The sequence below is a fragment of the Algibacter pectinivorans genome (assembly GCF_900112595.1).
Classification (GTDB): domain Bacteria; phylum Bacteroidota; class Bacteroidia; order Flavobacteriales; family Flavobacteriaceae; genus Algibacter_B; species Algibacter_B pectinivorans.
On record NZ_FOMI01000006.1, the window covers coordinates 47,010 to 64,883 of the forward strand.

Here is a 17,874-nt window from a genome sequence, read left to right on the forward strand (position 1 = left end):
GCTTTTTCTTCGGCTTCTTTTTGTTTTTGAAGTTCTAGTTTTCGTTTAGCTTCAAGTGCTGCTTTTTCTTCCGCTTCTTTTTGCTTTTGAAGTTCTAGTTGTCTTTTAGCTTCAAGTGCAGCTTTTTCTTCAGCTTCTTTTTGTTTTTGAAGTTCTAGTTGTCTTTTAGCTTCAAGTGCTTCTTTTGCAGCTACTTCTTTTTGTCTTTGAATTTCTAATAGTTGTCTCTTAGCTTCTTCGTCAGCTCTCGCCTTTGCTTCTTGTTGCTTTAAAAGCTCATGTTGCCTTTTTGCTTCTTGAGCTGCTTTAGCTATAGAGTCGTTTCGTTTATTTTCCTGGATTTTTCTTTGCTTAATTTCTTCAATTTTGGCAATGGAATCCAAACGTCTTTGTTCAATTTGTTCTAATTTCTCTTGAGCTTCTCTTATAAAAGCTTGCGATTTTTCTTGTCTCTGCTTTCGTTCCTGAATGGCTTTTTCACGTTGTTTTTCTTCATGATCAAAGTATAAATCCATCATTTGTTCGTTAACAAATAGGTATTGGTCTTTTACAAAACCAACAAAATCTTTATACTTTACTTTATAGGTAAAGTTGCCTAAAAAAGCAGTTACTGTACATTTTTGGTTTTCACTAAATTCGGCTATAATCTCAGAACCGTTAGTTTCTGACTGATAAAGTTTGCCATCTTGGGCGAATTTTGTTGAAATACTAGCTTCTTCTTGACCGAAAATCTGTATAGTGAAGCTAACAAATAGTAGTAGCGATAGGTATAAATACTTAACCATAGGGAGGGTTTAGATTTGTGGGATAATTATTAATTTGATGTAAAAGTACTGCATGATTTTAGAAAAAAGCAAAAATTAAGCCAAAATGCAGTTTTTAACTATTAACCTAATGCATTTTTGGTTATATAGGCTCTCCAGCCAATAATAGCTAGTTGGAATTTTGTTGCTTTTGTTATATCTAATTTATTTTTAGAATAGCTTGGTAGGATAATTTTATTAAGCTTGGCTAAAATTTGAAATACTTGCTTCTTCACTTTTTTATCATTTAAAATACAAAAATAGTAAAACTTATTCTAGACTAAGTTTTACGTTGTATTGGTTTAAATAATTGAAACAATATAGATAATTATATCAATTAATAGTTTGGCAAGTGTAATCATGTTTTAGCGTTTTAAAAGTTAGTAAATAGGGTTATTTATTTCAATGTTTTTTGAAGATATAGGTTTTGCCTTATGTTAACCAAAGCATTTTAGTAAAAACAATGAATTTAAATGCTAATTTGTAAGTTAAATGATGGTTTTGGTTTTAATATTTAAGTGACGCCCTTCATATTTGTTTTATAATGATATGTGTAACATGGTATATAGTTATAATTTGTAATAAATATACAAGGTTTTTGCGCTAAATTTTAAATATGTAGAGGCATTTGATTATAAATTTATGTAGTTTTTTGGTTTTCGTCTTTTTTCAACTTACATCACTAAAAAAAAGACACTCATTTTTGGGTGCCTTAAAGTTGTGTTTCAATTTGGTTTTATTTACTTCTTGGTCGTTATTTCTATAACGCCGTGTTTTCCTTTATCGCCGTACTTTTCAAAAGCTTTTTCATTTTTTAAAACATTTACCGCTTCAATAGTTTCCGGATTTATGGATTTTATGGTGTTATTAGGTACTTCTTTACCATCTAAATACACTAGGGGATCACTATTACTAGCAGTATCATTTGCATTACTAGCTGTTTTTCTAATACTTGTTTGATACTCCTGAGTTTCCGGTTTTGTGGCCTCTTTGGAGGAGCAAGCTATTAAAAATAGTGCTAATAAAGGAAGTACCAAGGTGTGCTTTAATAAATTGACTTTTTTTGATTTTGATTTGTGTAACATAACGATTCGTTTTTTAATTAATGAATTATAAAAATTATTGCTAAACTGCATTTGATGATGTGCAAGTGTTGTTTTAAGTAAGGTGCTTTGATAGCTTTTAGGATCAAATGTGTTTTGGGTTTTAAAATCGGCTATAAACTCTAAGTTTTGTTTGAGATCTTTATTGTAAAACCAAATTACGGGGTTAAACCAAAGCGCAATGCATGCTAGTTGCCCAATTAACACATCTAAGGTGTGTTTTTGATTGGCGTGGATTTTTTCATGCGTAATTATTTGTTGTAACTCCGTTTTATTAAAACTATTAGGATTTAAAACTATATAATTAAAAAAGGAGAATGGTGATATGTTATGAGTGGTTTCTACAAATGTGAAGGGGCCTGTTCTAGAACTTTTGTTTTTTAATAATTGAAAATAATGATGCTAATTGCATTAAAAACCTGCTAAAGAAAAAGAGGACAAAGAGGACACCAAAAAAATAGATGGGCATCACAATTGATGTCATGTTAAATGTATTTGATGCTATGGCTGTATTAATGGTTTGTTGGTTAATAAAATTAGGTAGGTGTATGGGGGTGTTTTCTGTAAAAACAGGAATAGCTAAAAGTGGAAGTATAAATGATGTAAGCAAACCAATTAGTAAAAACCATCTATTAGATTCAAAAAAAGGTATCGCGTTGTAAAAAGAGTTTGTAGCACAGATAAAAAATTAGGGAAATGGCGCTGGCTTTTATTAGATATTCCATGGCTAATTGTTTTTTTCAATGAGTTCAATAATTTCCTTAAGTTCGGCTACGCTTATTTTTTCTTCCTTGGCAAAAAACGAGACCATGTTTTTATAGGAGTTATTAAAATAATTGTTAATAGCAGTATTCATGAACTTTTTTCTGTATTCTTCTTTAGATACAATAGGGTAGTATTGGTGTGTTTTGCCATAGGCGAGATATGAAACATACCCTTTGTCTTCTAGATTTCTAATTATTGTAGACAGGGTATTATAATGTGGTTTGTCTTCCTTAATTTCAGCTAGCACGTCTTTAACAAAGGCCTTTTCGAGTCGCCATAAAATATGCATGATTTCCTCTTCTTTGTTTGTTAGTTTTTCCATGGTAGCAACGTGTTAATTATCAGTATGAGACAAATATATAACTATTTTTATAGTTGTAAAACTAAATTAATAGTTATTTAACTATAATTTAAGTTTTCATTGTTAACTTAAAAATCGCAATTCAAAAATCGAAAATCGTAATTTCTTATATTATCTTCGTAAAAAAATATTGTTTATGAGTATTCTTTGGGTTATCCTTGGTTTTGTTTTGTTAGTGGTAGGAGGCGAGTTTTTGGTAAGAGCTTCAGTGGCCTTATCATTTAAATTTAACATCTCGAAAATGGTAATTGGTATGACGGTGGTTTCGTTTGCCACTTCTGCTCCCGAATTATTAGTAAGCTTACAGGCAGCGCTTTCTGGATCGCCCGCTATTGCAATAAATAATGTTGTAGGGTCCAATATAGCTAACATTGGTTTAGTTTTAGGAATTACGGCTATGGTTGGAGCTATTGCAGTAGATAAGTCGTTTTACAAGCTTAATTGGCCTGTAATGATGGTGTTTTCAATACTGTTGTATTATTTTTTAAAGAACGATAATGTGTTATCTGCCATAGAAGGTGGTATTTTATTTGCAGGACTTATTGTCTTTTTGGTTTACCTTATTAAGAGTGCCAAAAAAGATGTGGTTGTAGAAGAAGTTGATGATGCTTTATCTACAGTTTCAAACTTTAAAATAGGTTTATGGCTATTAATAGGAGCATCAGCGCTTTATTTTGGCAGTGAATGGCTTGTATTTGGGGCAAAAGATATTGCTACGTCTGTTGGTGTTAGCGAAGCTGTAATAGGTGTGTCTTTAATAGCTATAGGTACAAGTGTGCCAGAGTTAGCGGCATCGGTTATTGCGGCGGCAAAGCAAGAGAAAGCTATTTCGTTGGGGAATTTAATTGGGTCTAATATATTTAATATTGCATCTGTACTTGGTTTAACGGCTATGGTAAAACCTATTCCGGTTACAGAACCACAAATATTATCGAGCGATATTTTTTGGATGCTTGGTTTTTCGGCAGTATTAATACCGCTTATATTTTTACCTAAACGTTTGCAGATAAGTAGACTAAAAGGATTCTTTTTAGTAATTTGTTATGGTGTATTTATGTTTTTGGTGTTTACACAAGGCAAGCTCTAGAATTAAAAAATCAATTTCAATTTACATCTTTTTAATCCGGTTGTGGTTGTTTACGATTTATCGTTGTAATTAATTATGTTGTTTTATATATAAGGTTTATAGAGCGTTGATATAATTTCAGATTTTAATGGCATTAAACTAGGCTCTTCCAAAATTACAAAACTTTTAATCCAGTACCCTCAAGTTATTAAACAAGGCCGCGTTAGGGATTGAATGGCATGTTTGAGCTCCCTGACTTTTTAGGAAGGAGCGAGTAGTAAAAGTCCGAACCTAGTGGTAATGTGCCTTCCGGCAGGCAGACGCCAAAATTTTAATATATTAGGTGTTACATTCGATATATTTTTAAATGAAAACAAAAAAAACGCCAACAAATAAATGTTGGCGTTTTTTGTATGAACAAAACTGAATCTAAAATAATTATATTTTAGCAGATTTAACAGTTTTAATAATTCTTCCTGCAATTTTGTAAGGATCTCCGTTAGATGCTGGTCTTCTATCTTCTAACCAACCTTTCCAACCTTTCTCAACTGTAATAATTGGAATACGAATTGAAGCACCTCTATCTGAAACTCCATAAGAGAAATCTGTAATAGCTGCAGTTTCGTGTAATCCTGTTAAACGTTGGTCGTTAAACTCACCGTAAACAGCAATATGTTCTTTTACTACAGGACGGAAAGCTTCACAAATAGCTTCGTAAGTTTCTTTAGAACCACAAGTTCTTAAAACTTCGTTTGAGAAGTTTGCGTGCATACCAGAACCATTCCAATCCATATCTTTACCTAATGGTTTTGGGTGGTACTCAATATAGTATCCGTATTTTTCAGTTAAACGATCTAGTAAATATCTAGCAATCCAAATTTCGTCTCCCGCTTTTTTAGCGCCTTTTGCAAATAATTGGAATTCCCATTGTCCAGAAGCAACCTCTTGGTTAATACCTTCAAAGTTTAAGCCAGCTTCGATACATAAATCTGCGTGCTCTTCAACCAAATCTCTTCCGTGTGTGTTTTTACCACCAACAGAACAGTAGTACATACCTTGTGGTGCAGGATATCCTCCAATTGGGAATCCTAAAGGTAATTGCGTTTTAGTATCCATGATAAAATACTCTTGCTCAAAACCAAACCAGAAATCATTATCATCATCATCAATAGTAGCTCTTCCATTAGAAACGTGAGGCGTACCATCTGCATTCATAACTTCAGTCATAACTAAGTAACCGTTGATTCTGTCTGGATCTGGGTAAATAGCTACAGGAACTAATAAACAATCAGAAGAACCTCCTTCAGCTTGTCTTGTTGACGAACCATCAAAAGACCAGTTTCCTATTTCTTCTAAAGTTCCTTGAAAGTTTTCATGCTCTTCAACCTTGGTTTTACTTCTTAAATTCTGTGTTGGGAAGTAACCATCCAACCAAAGATATTCTAATTTAATTTTTGCCATAATGAATATTTTATAATATGAGATATTGATATTAATATCACAAATATATATTTTTATATTTTTACTTCATATTTATAGGGGGTATTTTAATAAATTGATGACTTATTTTTATTTATACCCTATTAAATTCAGCTTTATTTTAAAAAAAGATAATTTTTTAATTAAAATACTGAAAAAAGCTTAAAAGTTATTTTTAGAGGTAAGGTTTTTACCCACAACCTGTTTATTTTTGTCTAACATTTTAAATTACTATACTAATGTCTACATTAAGATTTCATGCTATAAAAGAGTCGCTTAAAATTAAACCTGTTTTGGTTGAAGAAAAAGAGCGTCGATCGGATTTATTTGGGAAAAATGTGTTTAATGAAAACGCTATGCGCCATTATTTAACAAAGGACGCATTTAAAGGCGTTATGAATGCCATTAGGTATGGTAAAAAAATTGACAGAAATATTGCAGATCAAGTAGCCTCGTCCATGAAAGATTGGGCCTTAACAAAAGGTGTTACGCATTATACACACTGGTTTCAGCCCTTAACGGGAACAACGGCAGAAAAGCACGATGCCTTTTTTGAAACAATCGGCGATGGCATTGCGGTAGAGAAATTTGGAGGTTCGCAATTGGTGCAACAAGAACCAGATGCATCTAGTTTTCCTAATGGTGGTATTAGAAATACGTTCGAGGCTAGAGGTTATACGGCATGGGATCCAACCTCGCCAGCATTTATTTATGGTACAACACTTTGTATACCAACTATTTTTGTGGCTTATACTGGTGAAGCTTTGGATTATAAAACACCGTTGCTAAGGGCCTTAAATGCAGTTGACAATGCAGCTACTGCGGTTTGTAAATATTTTGATAAAAACGTTAAAAAAGTAAGCTCATCTTTAGGTTGGGAGCAGGAGTATTTTTTAATTGATAAATTAATGGCTGCCAGTAGACCAGATATAGCATTAACAGGTCGTACAATGCTCGGGCATTCGGCAGCAAAAGGGCAGCAGTTAGACGACCATTATTTTGGGTCCATACCTACACGCGCACTAAATTTTATGCGCGAGCTAGAAACCGAGTGTATGCTTTTAGGAATTCCTGTAAAAACGAGGCATAACGAGGTGGCACCAAATCAGTTTGAGTTGGCGCCTATTTATGAGGAAGCTAATTTGGCTGTCGATCATAATTCCTTGTTAATGGATATTATGGGGCGTATAGCCGCTCGCCATAATTTTAAAGTATTATTACACGAAAAACCTTTTGCAGGTGTAAATGGTTCAGGGAAACATAATAACTGGTCCTTATCTACCGATACCGGTGTAAATTTATTAGCACCAGGAAAGACCCCAATGAGTAACCTGCAATTTTTAGCCTTTTTTATTAACACTATAAAAGCGGTACATACACACGAGGCCTTGTTAAGAGCAGCCATAGCATCGGCTAGTAACGATCACAGACTTGGGGCAAACGAGGCGCCACCAGCTATTATTTCAGTTTTTATTGGCGAGCAGCTAACTAAGGTTTTAGAAGAGCTAGAAGGCGTTACCAAAGGAAAACTATCGCCTAAAGAGAAAACCGAACTTAAACTAAATGTAGTAGGTAAGATACCCGATGTTTTATTGGATAATACCGACAGAAATCGTACATCGCCTTTCGCATTTACGGGTAATAAATTCGAATTTAGAGCTGTAGGTTCGTTGGCTAATTGTGGTAATCCTATGACGGTTTTAAATACCATAGTAGCCAAACAGCTTAAAGATTTTAAGATAGAGGTAGATGCCCTTATCGATAAAAAAGATTTAAAAAAGGACGAAGCTGTGTTTAATGTATTAAGAGAATATATAAAATCGTGTCGCCCTATTTTGTTTGAAGGTAACGGTTATGGTGCCGAGTGGGAAAAGGAAGCTAAAAAACGCGGATTAAGTAATAACCGAAACACGCCAGAAGCCTTAAAAGCAAGAGTGTCCAAAGCATCCATTGCCTTATTTGAAGAAATGCAGGTAATGAGTAAAATAGAAACCGAAGCCCGCTACGAAATTGAGGTTGAGGCCTACATTATGCACATACAAATAGAAAGTCGCGTTTTGGGCGATATTGCACGAAACCACATTGTGCCAACAGCGGTAAAATATCAAAATATTCTAGTTGAAAACGTTCGTGGTTTAAAGGAGATTTTCGAAGAAAAATACAACAGTGTCTCTAAGGAGCAAATAAACCTTATAGAAGATATATCGAGCCATATAGAGGGGATAAATGTTAATGTAAATAAAATGATTGACGCCCGAAAAGCAGCCAATGCCTTAAAAGATATAGAAAAGAAAGCAGATGCGTATTGCCATAAAGTAAAGCCTTTGTTCGATGATATTCGTTACCATTGCGACAAACTAGAATTGTTAGTAGATGACGAGATTTGGCCACTAACCAAGTACCGCGAAATGCTTTTTACAAGGTAGTTTGTTGTTACTTGGAGATGTATCGAAAAGTTGGACGCCTGCCTGCCGGAAGGCAGGTTGCCCGAAAAGGGTCTGGCTTTTCACTATATCTTTTTTTAATGGTGTAGCCAGCACAAAGTACGTGCCTATCTTTTAAATTAAAGCCATAAATAAAGGCCATGTTTGTTAGTTTAAAAAAAGGATGCCGTTTCAATCACTAACGCGGGTATGTTTAGTAGTTTTTGTTAATTTTAATTCTATTCTCGGTCTTTTGTTCATGTTTTATTTCTTGTAAATAAAGTGTTTTCTTAATGGTTTAAAACCCGTTAATAAAACCTGTTTCATATTTCAATTAATGCCTGTTATTTTTAAAATATTACTTTACTTTTGCAACACAATACAACATTATGAGTCAAGAAGTTTCAAAACGATACGCACAACGTGGTGTTTCGGCATCAAAAGAAGATGTTCACAATGCTATTAAAAATATAGATAAAGGATTATTTCCTAAGGCATTCTGTAAAATAGTTCCAGATTATTTAACCAACGATGATGATTATTGCTTAATCATGCATGCCGATGGTGCTGGTACAAAATCGTCTTTAGCCTATATGTACTGGAAAGAAACTGGCGATGTGTCGGTTTGGAAAGGTATTGCTCAAGATGCATTAATTATGAATATTGACGATTTACTTTGTGTAGGCGCAACAGATAACATTATGCTATCGTCCACCATTGGAAGAAATAAAAATTTAATTCCTGGCGAAGTGCTTTCGGCTATTATAAATGGAACAGAAGAGCTGCTTGCCGATTTAAAATCCTTTGGTGTAACCATTCATTCTACAGGAGGCGAAACTGCCGATGTTGGCGATTTAGTGCGAACTATTATTGTAGATTCTACAGTAACTGCAAGAATGAAACGTACCGATGTTATTGATAATGCCAATATTAAAGCTGGCGATGTTATTGTTGGTTTAGAAAGTTTTGGTCAAGCCTCTTACGAAAAAGCATATAATGGTGGTATGGGAAGTAACGGATTAACTTCTGCCCGCCACGATGTGTTTAGTAAATATTTAGCCGAAAAATACCCGGAAAGTTTTGATGCTTCGGTGCCTGAAGATTTGGTGTATTCTGGAGGTGTTAAATTAACCGATACAGTTGAAAACGCACCTATTGATGCTGGTAAACTAGTATTATCGCCAACAAGAACCTATGCCCCAATTATAAAGAGAATATTATCAGAGTATAATAGCGATATCATACATGGTATGGTGCATTGCTCGGGAGGAGCGCAAACTAAAATTCTTCACTTTGTTGATGAGTTTCATATTGTAAAGGATAACATGTTTCCAATTCCGCCATTATTCAAATTAATACAAGAACAATCTAAAACCGATTGGAAAGAAATGTACCAGGTGTTTAATTGCGGACACCGTATGGAGTTATATGTTTCGCCAGAAGTAGCCAATAGTATTATCGAAATTTCAAAATCATTTAACGTAAATGCTCAAATAATTGGTAGGGTAGAAGCTTCAAAAAATAAACAGCTTACAATAAAATCGGAGTTTGGGGAGTTTAAGTATTAAAATTATTCGATTTTAGTCAATTACGGAATAGTTTTTGATGTTAAAATAAATTTAATGCTAACCCAACAACAATGAAGTATTTATTAGTTATTTTAATTACGCTCTGTTTTCAGTTTTCAAATGCACAACCAGATTCTCTTTTTATAAAAGAAAAAAAGGTTAAATATGTAGGCCCACAATGGAAACAAGAAAATAAAGGTACAGTGGATATTAATCAAGTCTCATTTACAAATTGGAATTCTGGTGGTAGTACATCCATTTCGGGATTGTTAGGTTTGATGTCGTCATTAAACTATTCAGATAAATTCTTCAACTGGAAAAATAACGTTAACATTCGTTACGGTATAAATAAGCAAGAGGCAAGAGAAACTAGAAAAACCGATGATTTATTTGAGGTGAATTCTAATTTAGGGTATAACCCTAACGATGGTATTTCAAACTGGTTTTACTCTGCACGTCTTAATTTTAGAACTCAGCTAACCAATGGTTTTAATTATCCTAACAAAAAAGATCCTATTTCTAGATTGCTAGCTCCAGGATATTTGTTTTTTGGTGGGGGCATGGAGTACGGTAAAAATATCGATAAATTATCGTTTTACTTTTCGCCAATTACTTTAAAAGCTACATTTGTTTTGGATGAAGATTTAGCAAACGCAGGGTCTTTTGGTGTTAAACCAGCAATTCTCGATGCCGAAGGTAATGTTATTGTTCCAGGAGATAAGGTTAGAAAAGAAGTTGGTGTTTTAGTTACCAATAGCTATGAGATGGAAATTATAGAAAATATTAATGTAAAAAACCAAGTAAGTTTATACTCTGATTATATTAATAATTTTGGAAACGTAGATTTAGACTGGCGAATAGATTTCGATTTTAAAGTAAATTCTTTTGTAAGAGCAACGTTAGGTTCGCATATTAGATATGATGACGATGTTAAAACTCAAGTACCAACAGAAATTGAAGGTGAGTTTGACGAGGCTGGTGCAAAAGTGCAATGGAAACAATTTTTAGGTGTTGGTTTTGCTGTAGATTTTTAGAGCCTTTATAGGTGTTTTAAGCTATAAATTAAGTCAATTTAATGGTTGTGTAAATTAAATATAGCATTTAATTACTAGTAAAAAACTACAGGTTAAAATACAGTCTATTAAATAAAGATGCATCACTAATTTTAAATTAGAAACACCAACCATTTTATAGAATCCTATTCTTTTTCGCATATTTATATCATTAATAATCCAGTAATAAATTAGCATTAAAAAGAGTTTAGTTAAAAGTGCAGGTATAATTTTAGGTATTACTGCGGTAAGGATTATAGTAGCCAAAAAAGACCATGTGGCCAACGCTTTGTAATATATTAATATGGCTTTAAATTGGTGTAGCATACCGCAAATAACGTTTGTGATACTAAATATATTTTTCAAAGTGGTAAAGAAATTTTTAATCATGATAAATTCATAAATTATCGTATTTTTGATATCCAATTAAAAAAGGCAGATGTTAGAGAAATTACAAATAGTAAAACAGCGTTTTGATGAGGTTAGCGATTTAATAATTCAACCCGATATTATTACCGACCAAAAACGTTATGTAGCGCTAAATAGAGAGTACAAAGACTTACGTATCCTAATGGATAAACGTGAAGAATATATAGAGCTTACCAATAATTTGGCCGAGGCCGAAGAAATTATTGCCGATGGTAGTGATGCAGAAATGGTGGATATGGCCAAAATGCAATATGAAGAAGCTAAAGCGGGTATTCCTGCTCTGGAAGAAGAAATAAAAGTACTTTTAATCCCTAAAGATCCAGAGGATTCTAAAAATGCGGTTGTAGAATTACGTGCAGGAACAGGTGGAGATGAAGCCAGTATTTTTGCAGGCGATTTGTTTAGAATGTATACCAAGTACTGCGAAGGTAGAGGTTGGCGTGTAGATACTGTCGATTTTAGTGAAGGTACAAATGGCGGATTTAAAGAAATTCAGTTTGAAGTTTCGGGCGAAGATGTTTATGGGACCTTAAAGTTTGAAGCTGGTGTGCACCGTGTACAACGTGTGCCTCAAACAGAAACTCAAGGTCGTGTGCATACTAGTGCCGCAACGGTAATGGTTTTCCCCGAAGCCGAAGAGTTTGATGTAGAAATAAACCCAAAAGATGTAAGAATCGATTTTTTCTGTTCTTCTGGTCCTGGTGGGCAATCTGTAAATACGACCTATTCGGCTGTGCGTTTAACACACGTACCAACGGGCTTAGTAGCGCAATGTCAAGATCAAAAATCGCAGCATAAAAATAAAGAAAAAGCCTTTAAAGTTTTACGCTCGCGTTTATACGATTTGGAGCTAGCCAAAAAAATGGAAGAAGATGCAGCCCTTCGTGGAACCATGGTTACAAGTGGCGATAGAAGTGCAAAAATTAGAACATACAATTACCCACAAGGTCGTGTTACAGATCATAGAATTGGTTTAACGCTTTACGATTTATCGAACATTGTTAATGGCGATATCCAAAAAATTATAGACGAATTACAATTAGCCGAAAATACCGAGAAGTTAAAAGCTAATACAGATGTGATATAGCTTGTGGTTCCTGCTTAAACGGGAATGCATTGCGGTATAAATCTTAATATATAAGAAGCCTGTTTACACACGGGGAAGCCAAATACTTTTTAAAGTGACAACAAACCAACTAGTCGAGCAAATAAAACAGAAGAAATCCTTTCTATGTATTGGGTTAGATGTAGATTTAAATAAAATACCGCAATATCTTTTAAAGGAAGCAGATCCTATTTTTGCTTTCAATAAAGCTATTATTGATGCAACACATCATTTGTGTGTAGCCTATAAACCTAATACCGCTTTTTACGAGGCTTATGGCATAAAAGGGTGGCAAGCTTTAGAGAAAACAATTAATTATATTAACGAAAAGTACCCAGAAATATTTACAATTGCTGATGCCAAACGAGGTGATATTGGCAATACAAGCACCATGTATGCTAAAGCTTTTTTTGAGGATTTAGCGTTCGATTCTGTTACAGTGGCACCGTATATGGGTAAAGATTCGGTAGAACCGTTTTTAGCTTTCAGCGATAAGCATACCATTATGTTGGCCTTAACATCCAATGCGGGTGCATTCGATTTTCAAACTAAAGAAATTGATGGTAAAGAGGTGTACAAACATGTTTTAGAAACCTCAAAATCATGGAAAAACGCACAGAATTTAATGTATGTAGTAGGCGCTACAAAGGCAGAATACTTAGCCGATATTAGAAATATTATTCCAGATAGTTTTCTTTTAGTTCCTGGTGTTGGCGCTCAAGGCGGAAATTTGCAAGACGTATGTAAATACGGAATGAATGATAACGTAGGCTTGCTAATTAACTCATCGAGAGGTATTATTTATGCTTCAAACCAAGATGATTTTGCTCAAATGGCAGCCCGTAAAGCTGAAGCACTGCAAAAAGAAATGGCTTTGATTTTAGGATAGTAAGCCTATTTCTATATTAATTCCAGTGGCTTTGCGATAAAAAAACCGAAATTATTTTAAGTAATTAATTTTAATCTTTATCATTCCTGAGTCCTCAGGACTCCATCTATGGAACTTGTAGATCAAATCAACAGAACTATTTATTTTAAAGACACGCCTAAGCGCATTATATCTTTAGTGCCAAGTCAAACAGAATTACTTTGCGATTTGGGTCTTGAACCCTATTTAGTGGGCGTTACAAAATTTTGTGTGCATCCGCATCATATTAAAACTAAAGTTGCTGTGGTTGGTGGCACTAAGCAAATTCAAATAGAAAAAATTAAGACACTTAAGCCAGATCTTATTCTTTGTAATAAAGAAGAAAATACTAAGGCTATTGTAGAAGCTTGCCAATTAATTTGTACCGTTCATGTATCCGATATTTTTAATGTTGAAGATAGCTTAGCACTCATTAAGCAGTACGGTGTCATATTTAATAAAATGCAAGAAGCACTTTCAATATCCAATAACATTGAAAGTGAAATGGAAAGTTTCAACGTATTTATGCAAAATAAACCCGTTTTAAAAGCGGTTTATTTTATTTGGAAAAAACCGTGGATGGTTGCAGCAAATAATACGTTTATAGATTATTTACTTAATCTTAATCATTTTGAAAATGTGTTCGCATCAAAAATGCGATACCCAGAAATTGATATTTTAGACCCTGCAACAAATGAAAACGTAGACCTTGTTTTACTTTCATCTGAACCTTTTCCGTTTAAAGAAACGCATAAAGAGGAGTTGCAAGAAAATTATCCTAACGCCAAAATTGTTTTAGTTGATGGCGAAATGTTTTCTTGGTATGGTTCTAGACTTACAAAAGCGTTTACTTATTTTAAATCGCTCCGTTTAAGTCTTCAGAATATTGCACTTTAGTAGTATCATCTACAAAATTTGCTATTCGTCTTTCTATGTCTTTTAAGTTTATTGCTTTACTTAAGTTTGGCTTTATTTTACCAACTCTACAAAATTGTGTGTTCATATCTAATGTTCTTTTATATAAAGTACGTGTAAATGAAGCTTTTAGATGTTATTGGTACGTTAAAAAAACTTTAAAATAAAACAAAAAAAACGAATACAATGTACTCGTTTTTTAATCAATTATTTTTTTTAAAATTTAGTCTTGTAAAGCAAATACGGTCTTCAATAAATCTGTAGTTCTAGACGATACTTTTGTTCTAATATCATTTTCTTCAACAGCAATCATAGTAAAAACACCTTTTAAAGCTTCTCCAGTTACATAATCCGTTAAATCTGGATTTACGTTGTTTGTAAATGGAATGCTATTGTATTTGTTAATTAAATTAGACCAAATCTTGTCGGCACCAACTTTGCTAAAAGAGTTTTTAATTACCGGGTTGAATTTAGTATAAAGCGCCTCTTGAGTTTTTGATGTTAAAAATTGCGTAGCGGCATCATTATCGCCTAATAAAATATTTTTTGCATCATCAAACGTTATGCTTTTTACAGCATCAACAAAGATTGGAGTCGATTCTTTTACGGCATCTTCAGCAGCTCTATTTAATACTTTTAAACCTTCATCGGCTAAATTACTTAGTCCTATATCACGTAATGCTTTATCTACTTTGGCTAATTCTTCTGGCAATAAAATTTTAACTAGGTCGTTTTTAAAGAAACCGTCTGTTTGTGTAAGTTTGGTAACTTGTTTATCTATACCTAAATCTAATGCTTGTCTTAAACCAGAGGCTATTTCGGTATTACCAATTGTTCCGCTTTGTGGTAATTGGTTAACAACTTGTTGTAATTCTGCACAAGCAGTGAAATTAAGTACTAAAATAACAGCTAAAATTTTACGTATCATGGTTTTGGGTTTTATATTTGGGCAAATATATATTTTAGTTTTTAAAATATATTTATAATATACTATTTTAGCATAATATTTGCAATGTTTATAGTACTATAGCATTAAGTCACCTCTAAAAATGAAATTTAATAAAATCGCGCTTAGTTTTTTATTTTTATTATGTACCACTCTTTGTTTTGGGCAAATAAATATTTCGGAACAAATACAGCCTTCTTCATTAGCTAAACAAGATGCTAATGCTTTATATTTTGTAGATTTTTGGGCTACATGGTGCGGACCATGTATTCATGTGTCTAAATATCTAGAATCCCTACAAGAGCAGTACCCAAATAATTTTTATGTGGTATCCTTAACTAAGGAAAGTCCAGATATTGTAGATCGTTTTATGAAAAAGCATAAAATGAATTTAGCAGTAGCTATAGATTATGAAGGTGAAACGTTTAAAAAAAATAATGTACGTAGTTTGCCTTATGGAATTCTTTATAATGCTTACGGCGACGAACTTTGGAAAGGGCATCCGGCCGATTTAAAAGGCTATCAAATTGGTGGTTTTTTAAATAAGAACAAAAAAACAATTCCGGTGTCCGAGATGATTAAGCTGCATGAGTATGAGAAATTTGTTGTTGTAGAAGAGGAAATTCAGGAAGACGAACTTATTATTACCAATTTAAATTTTGTTGAAGATAATAGTGAATTACGTACCAGTAAACATAAATCTTATTTAGAGCTTAAAGGGGACCTAAAAGGGATACTTGCTTATACTTTAAATAGCCATAGAAATCAAATTGAAATTCCAGACGAATTAAATAAATCTTACGAAATTCGATTTAAACTGGATTCTCGTGCTTATTTTGAGCAAACTAAAATGCTTTTAAAGAAATTGAAACTAAAGAAAACGGACGCCGAATTAGAAGGCGAGGTTATTGTGTTCGATATTAAAGACCCTCGTTTTTGGGGAGATAATGAAATTGATTGGGGACCAGATACTCCTAAGTTTTTAATTGGAGATTCCGAAATTAAGGCTGATGGTGTAAGTTTAGAAGAAGTAAAGTACAAACTTATTAATCTGTTAGATACGCCTATCGTTTTACAATACGAGAATATTGATGTAAAACTTGTGCATGATTGGGATATACACTACAAATATTTCGATTTAATGGTTTCCGGAATGTGGGATAGTTATGGTATTGATGTTGCTAAGAAAAACATTAAATATCCTAAGTATGTAATAGCTAAAAGAGGTTTCTTTTAATAGTTAAATTACTCATTTAATTTTAATAACAGCATGAGGAAGAAATTTTAAAATAAAACTTACTTTATTATAAAAAAACATGGCTCATTTTAACTAATCGTTGTTAAAGATCTTGCTTTATCATGTGTATTTATCTTAACTAGACTTTTATAAAATATCGTTACTTAATAATATTGTTTCGTTGTTTATAAATGTGTTAAAATTATCTTGAGACGGGTGTCCAATAAAAGGAACATGAAAAAACGTAGTCATATCATTTCTCCACACCATAGTATAGGTAATACTGCTACTACGTATAGCTTTGTATAAACTTTGTGTCCACCAATCATGCTCTACTACATTCCTTAAGCCTGTTTCTGTAAGGGCAAAAAGCATATTTTTGTCGGTAGCTATGTTCTCGACAATTTTTAAGTTTCTACGGATACTCGATAAAAAATTTCCGTTTCTAAAATCATAAACATCAATGCCTAGCATATCAACGTACTGATCACCTGGGTAATTTCTTAAGTACTCTGATGTACTAGTAACAATATTTGGAGCATAAACATAAAGTAGGTTATGTACATTAAAATCTTCAGATAGAATTTTAATAGTGTCTTTCCATAATTCTTTGTATTCTGCTGTTGTTCGAAAACCTTCTCCCCAAAAAAAGAAGTTACCATTCATTTCGTGCCAAGGTCTAAATAAAACAGGTATGGGGCTTCCATTAGAATCTACTAGACTATTTAACAGTCTAGAAACGCGTTCAAGACGGTCTATAAAAAGTTCTCTGTATTCTCCATTTTCTAACATTTTAGACACAACATTATTTAAATTACTAGTTCCATCAAAATTAAAATCATTTGGGTTTACAAAGTGCCAGCTTATGGTAATGATGCTTCCATTTTCATGAGCTTCAACTACTTTAGTAACAAATTGGTTAATAAAGTCGTCTAGTAAAGAAGGTCCGGAAAATCTGGTGTCTGGCTGTAAACTTATTAATTCTAGGTCGAAACCTGCAATAGCAGGATGATTACCTGCGACTTCAAAGAAATCTTCTTCCAATTTATTGGATACAGGGAAATTGTTTCCTGTACCAAAAGGTTGCTGTTGCCCAAACATAATTCCTCTTTGAGTTAGTACCAATAGTTTATTGTATAACTCTTTGGCTTCTTGATTTAAATTAGGGTCTGCAAAATTATTTGGAGTAATGAGTTTGGGAGGATTTCTTGTAGCATTTATATCTAATAGGTCATTTGGCCTACTACAGCCCGAAATAATGGAAATGGTAAATAATAAAAATAATTTCTTCATTAGGTTTTTGTCTTTCTTGTTATTGTTTACTTACAAGCCAATGAAATTTTAAAATTATAATTTTAGAGTTTATATAAATGGATTGGATAATTTGGAATATAAATGTTAAACAGGACAATTATTTCCTAGTTATAAATAGGTTAGTTTTATAAAAGGTAGCTAAAGTTTTTAATAACAATCTTTGTTTTTTTAATAATTCTCTTTTAGAAGTGTATTTACGGTAAATAAAAAGACCTAGATAGTTGAATTTATAACTAAAATAGTTTGCATCGAATTAAAATGGTAATAGTTTTTCTATAGAGTATTAAACTAATAAAATGAATTTTTATATCGCTATATTTTAACGTCTAGGTATTTTGTTTTCATTTTTTTAAGCAGTGAAATTATTGTTTTACTCCAAATAATGACCTGAGATTATAGGT

16 protein-coding genes and 1 pseudogene are annotated in these 17,874 nt (G+C 33.0%); 9 read left to right on the forward strand and 8 right to left on the reverse strand.

Annotated features, from left to right (window positions below; translation table 11 throughout):
• The 3 genes and pseudogenes from BMY96_RS16000 to BMY96_RS10045 all read right to left on the reverse strand — a co-directional run.
• A pseudogene (locus BMY96_RS16000) lies at positions 1–785 on the reverse strand (hypothetical protein); the annotation flags it as partial.
• 101 nt (positions 786–886) lie between these two features.
• A complete protein-coding gene (locus BMY96_RS10040; protein ID WP_092851762.1) occupies positions 887–1,039 on the reverse strand; it encodes an SsrA-binding protein in 153 nt (50 codons plus the stop codon).
• Between the two features lie 504 nt (positions 1,040–1,543).
• Complete coding sequence (locus BMY96_RS10045; protein WP_092851763.1) at positions 1,544–2,233, reverse strand: M56 family metallopeptidase; 690 nt, start codon at positions 2,231–2,233, stop codon at positions 1,544–1,546.
• A gap of 134 nt (positions 2,234–2,367) precedes the next feature.
• Here BMY96_RS10045 and BMY96_RS10050 point away from each other — a divergent pair, with 134 nt between their 5' ends.
• Entirely contained in the window at positions 2,368–2,568 is a 201-nt protein-coding gene (locus BMY96_RS10050; RefSeq protein WP_139205238.1) for a hypothetical protein, read from the forward strand.
• Positions 2,569–2,633: 65 nt separating this feature from the next.
• On the opposite strand, the gene BMY96_RS10055 is transcribed toward BMY96_RS10050, so the two are convergent.
• A complete protein-coding gene (locus tag BMY96_RS10055) occupies positions 2,634–2,993 on the reverse strand; it encodes a BlaI/MecI/CopY family transcriptional regulator (protein WP_092851766.1) in 360 nt (119 codons plus the stop codon).
• Positions 2,994–3,168: 175 nt separating this feature from the next.
• On the opposite strand from BMY96_RS10055, the gene BMY96_RS10060 reads away from it, so the two are divergent.
• Complete coding sequence (locus tag BMY96_RS10060; RefSeq protein ID WP_092851769.1) at positions 3,169–4,119, forward strand: calcium/sodium antiporter; 951 nt, start codon at positions 3,169–3,171, stop codon at positions 4,117–4,119.
• Between the two features lie 417 nt (positions 4,120–4,536).
• Here BMY96_RS10060 and BMY96_RS10065 read toward each other — a convergent pair whose 3' ends face one another.
• Positions 4,537–5,559: a glutamine synthetase beta-grasp domain-containing protein gene (locus tag BMY96_RS10065; protein WP_092851770.1), complete on the reverse strand. Its 1,023-nt coding sequence runs from the start codon at positions 5,557–5,559 to the stop codon at positions 4,537–4,539.
• Between the two features lie 257 nt (positions 5,560–5,816).
• On the opposite strand from BMY96_RS10065, the gene BMY96_RS10070 reads away from it, so the two are divergent.
• The 6 genes from BMY96_RS10070 to BMY96_RS10100 all read left to right on the forward strand — a co-directional run bounded on the left by BMY96_RS10070 (position 5,817) and on the right by BMY96_RS10100 (position 13,958).
• Positions 5,817–8,003 carry a glutamine synthetase III family protein gene (locus BMY96_RS10070; protein ID WP_092851772.1) on the forward strand — a complete coding sequence of 729 codons (2,187 nt, stop codon included), beginning with the start codon at positions 5,817–5,819 and terminating at the stop codon, positions 8,001–8,003.
• Positions 8,004–8,389: 386 nt separating this feature from the next.
• Entirely contained in the window at positions 8,390–9,568 is a 1,179-nt protein-coding gene (locus BMY96_RS10075) for an AIR synthase related protein (protein WP_092851773.1), read from the forward strand.
• A 71-nt stretch (positions 9,569–9,639) separates the two neighbouring features.
• Complete coding sequence (locus tag BMY96_RS10080) at positions 9,640–10,602, forward strand: DUF3078 domain-containing protein (protein ID WP_092851775.1); 963 nt, start codon at positions 9,640–9,642, stop codon at positions 10,600–10,602.
• A gap of 457 nt (positions 10,603–11,059) precedes the next feature.
• Entirely contained in the window at positions 11,060–12,136 is a 1,077-nt protein-coding gene (prfA, locus tag BMY96_RS10090) for a peptide chain release factor 1 (protein WP_092851779.1), read from the forward strand.
• A 94-nt stretch (positions 12,137–12,230) separates the two neighbouring features.
• Positions 12,231–13,043, forward strand: coding sequence for an orotidine-5'-phosphate decarboxylase (gene pyrF / locus BMY96_RS10095; protein WP_092851780.1), 813 nt, complete (start codon positions 12,231–12,233; stop codon positions 13,041–13,043).
• 108 nt (positions 13,044–13,151) lie between these two features.
• Positions 13,152–13,958 (forward strand): helical backbone metal receptor, encoded by an 807-nt coding sequence (locus BMY96_RS10100; protein WP_092851782.1) that lies wholly within the window; start codon positions 13,152–13,154, stop codon positions 13,956–13,958.
• Here BMY96_RS10100 and BMY96_RS16005 read toward each other — a convergent pair.
• Together BMY96_RS16005 and BMY96_RS10105 are read right to left on the reverse strand one after the other, a co-directional pair.
• On the reverse strand, positions 13,918–14,064 hold the full coding sequence (locus tag BMY96_RS16005) for a hypothetical protein (protein WP_175473553.1): 147 nt from the start codon (positions 14,062–14,064) through the stop codon (positions 13,918–13,920). The two genes, BMY96_RS10100 and BMY96_RS16005, sit on opposite strands and share 41 nt — an antisense overlap.
• 135 nt (positions 14,065–14,199) lie before the next feature.
• On the reverse strand, positions 14,200–14,904 hold the full coding sequence (locus BMY96_RS10105; RefSeq protein ID WP_092851785.1) for a DUF4197 domain-containing protein: 705 nt from the start codon (positions 14,902–14,904) through the stop codon (positions 14,200–14,202).
• Between the two features lie 121 nt (positions 14,905–15,025).
• Between BMY96_RS10105 and BMY96_RS10110 the strand changes: the two genes are divergently transcribed.
• Positions 15,026–16,159 (forward strand): TlpA family protein disulfide reductase, encoded by a 1,134-nt coding sequence (locus tag BMY96_RS10110; RefSeq protein ID WP_092851786.1) that lies wholly within the window; start codon positions 15,026–15,028, stop codon positions 16,157–16,159.
• A 147-nt stretch (positions 16,160–16,306) separates the two neighbouring features.
• On the opposite strand, the gene BMY96_RS10115 is transcribed toward BMY96_RS10110, so the two are convergent.
• Complete coding sequence (locus BMY96_RS10115; RefSeq protein WP_092851787.1) at positions 16,307–17,452, reverse strand: glycoside hydrolase family 26 protein; 1,146 nt, start codon at positions 17,450–17,452, stop codon at positions 16,307–16,309.
• Between the last annotated feature and the right edge of the window lie 422 nt (positions 17,453–17,874).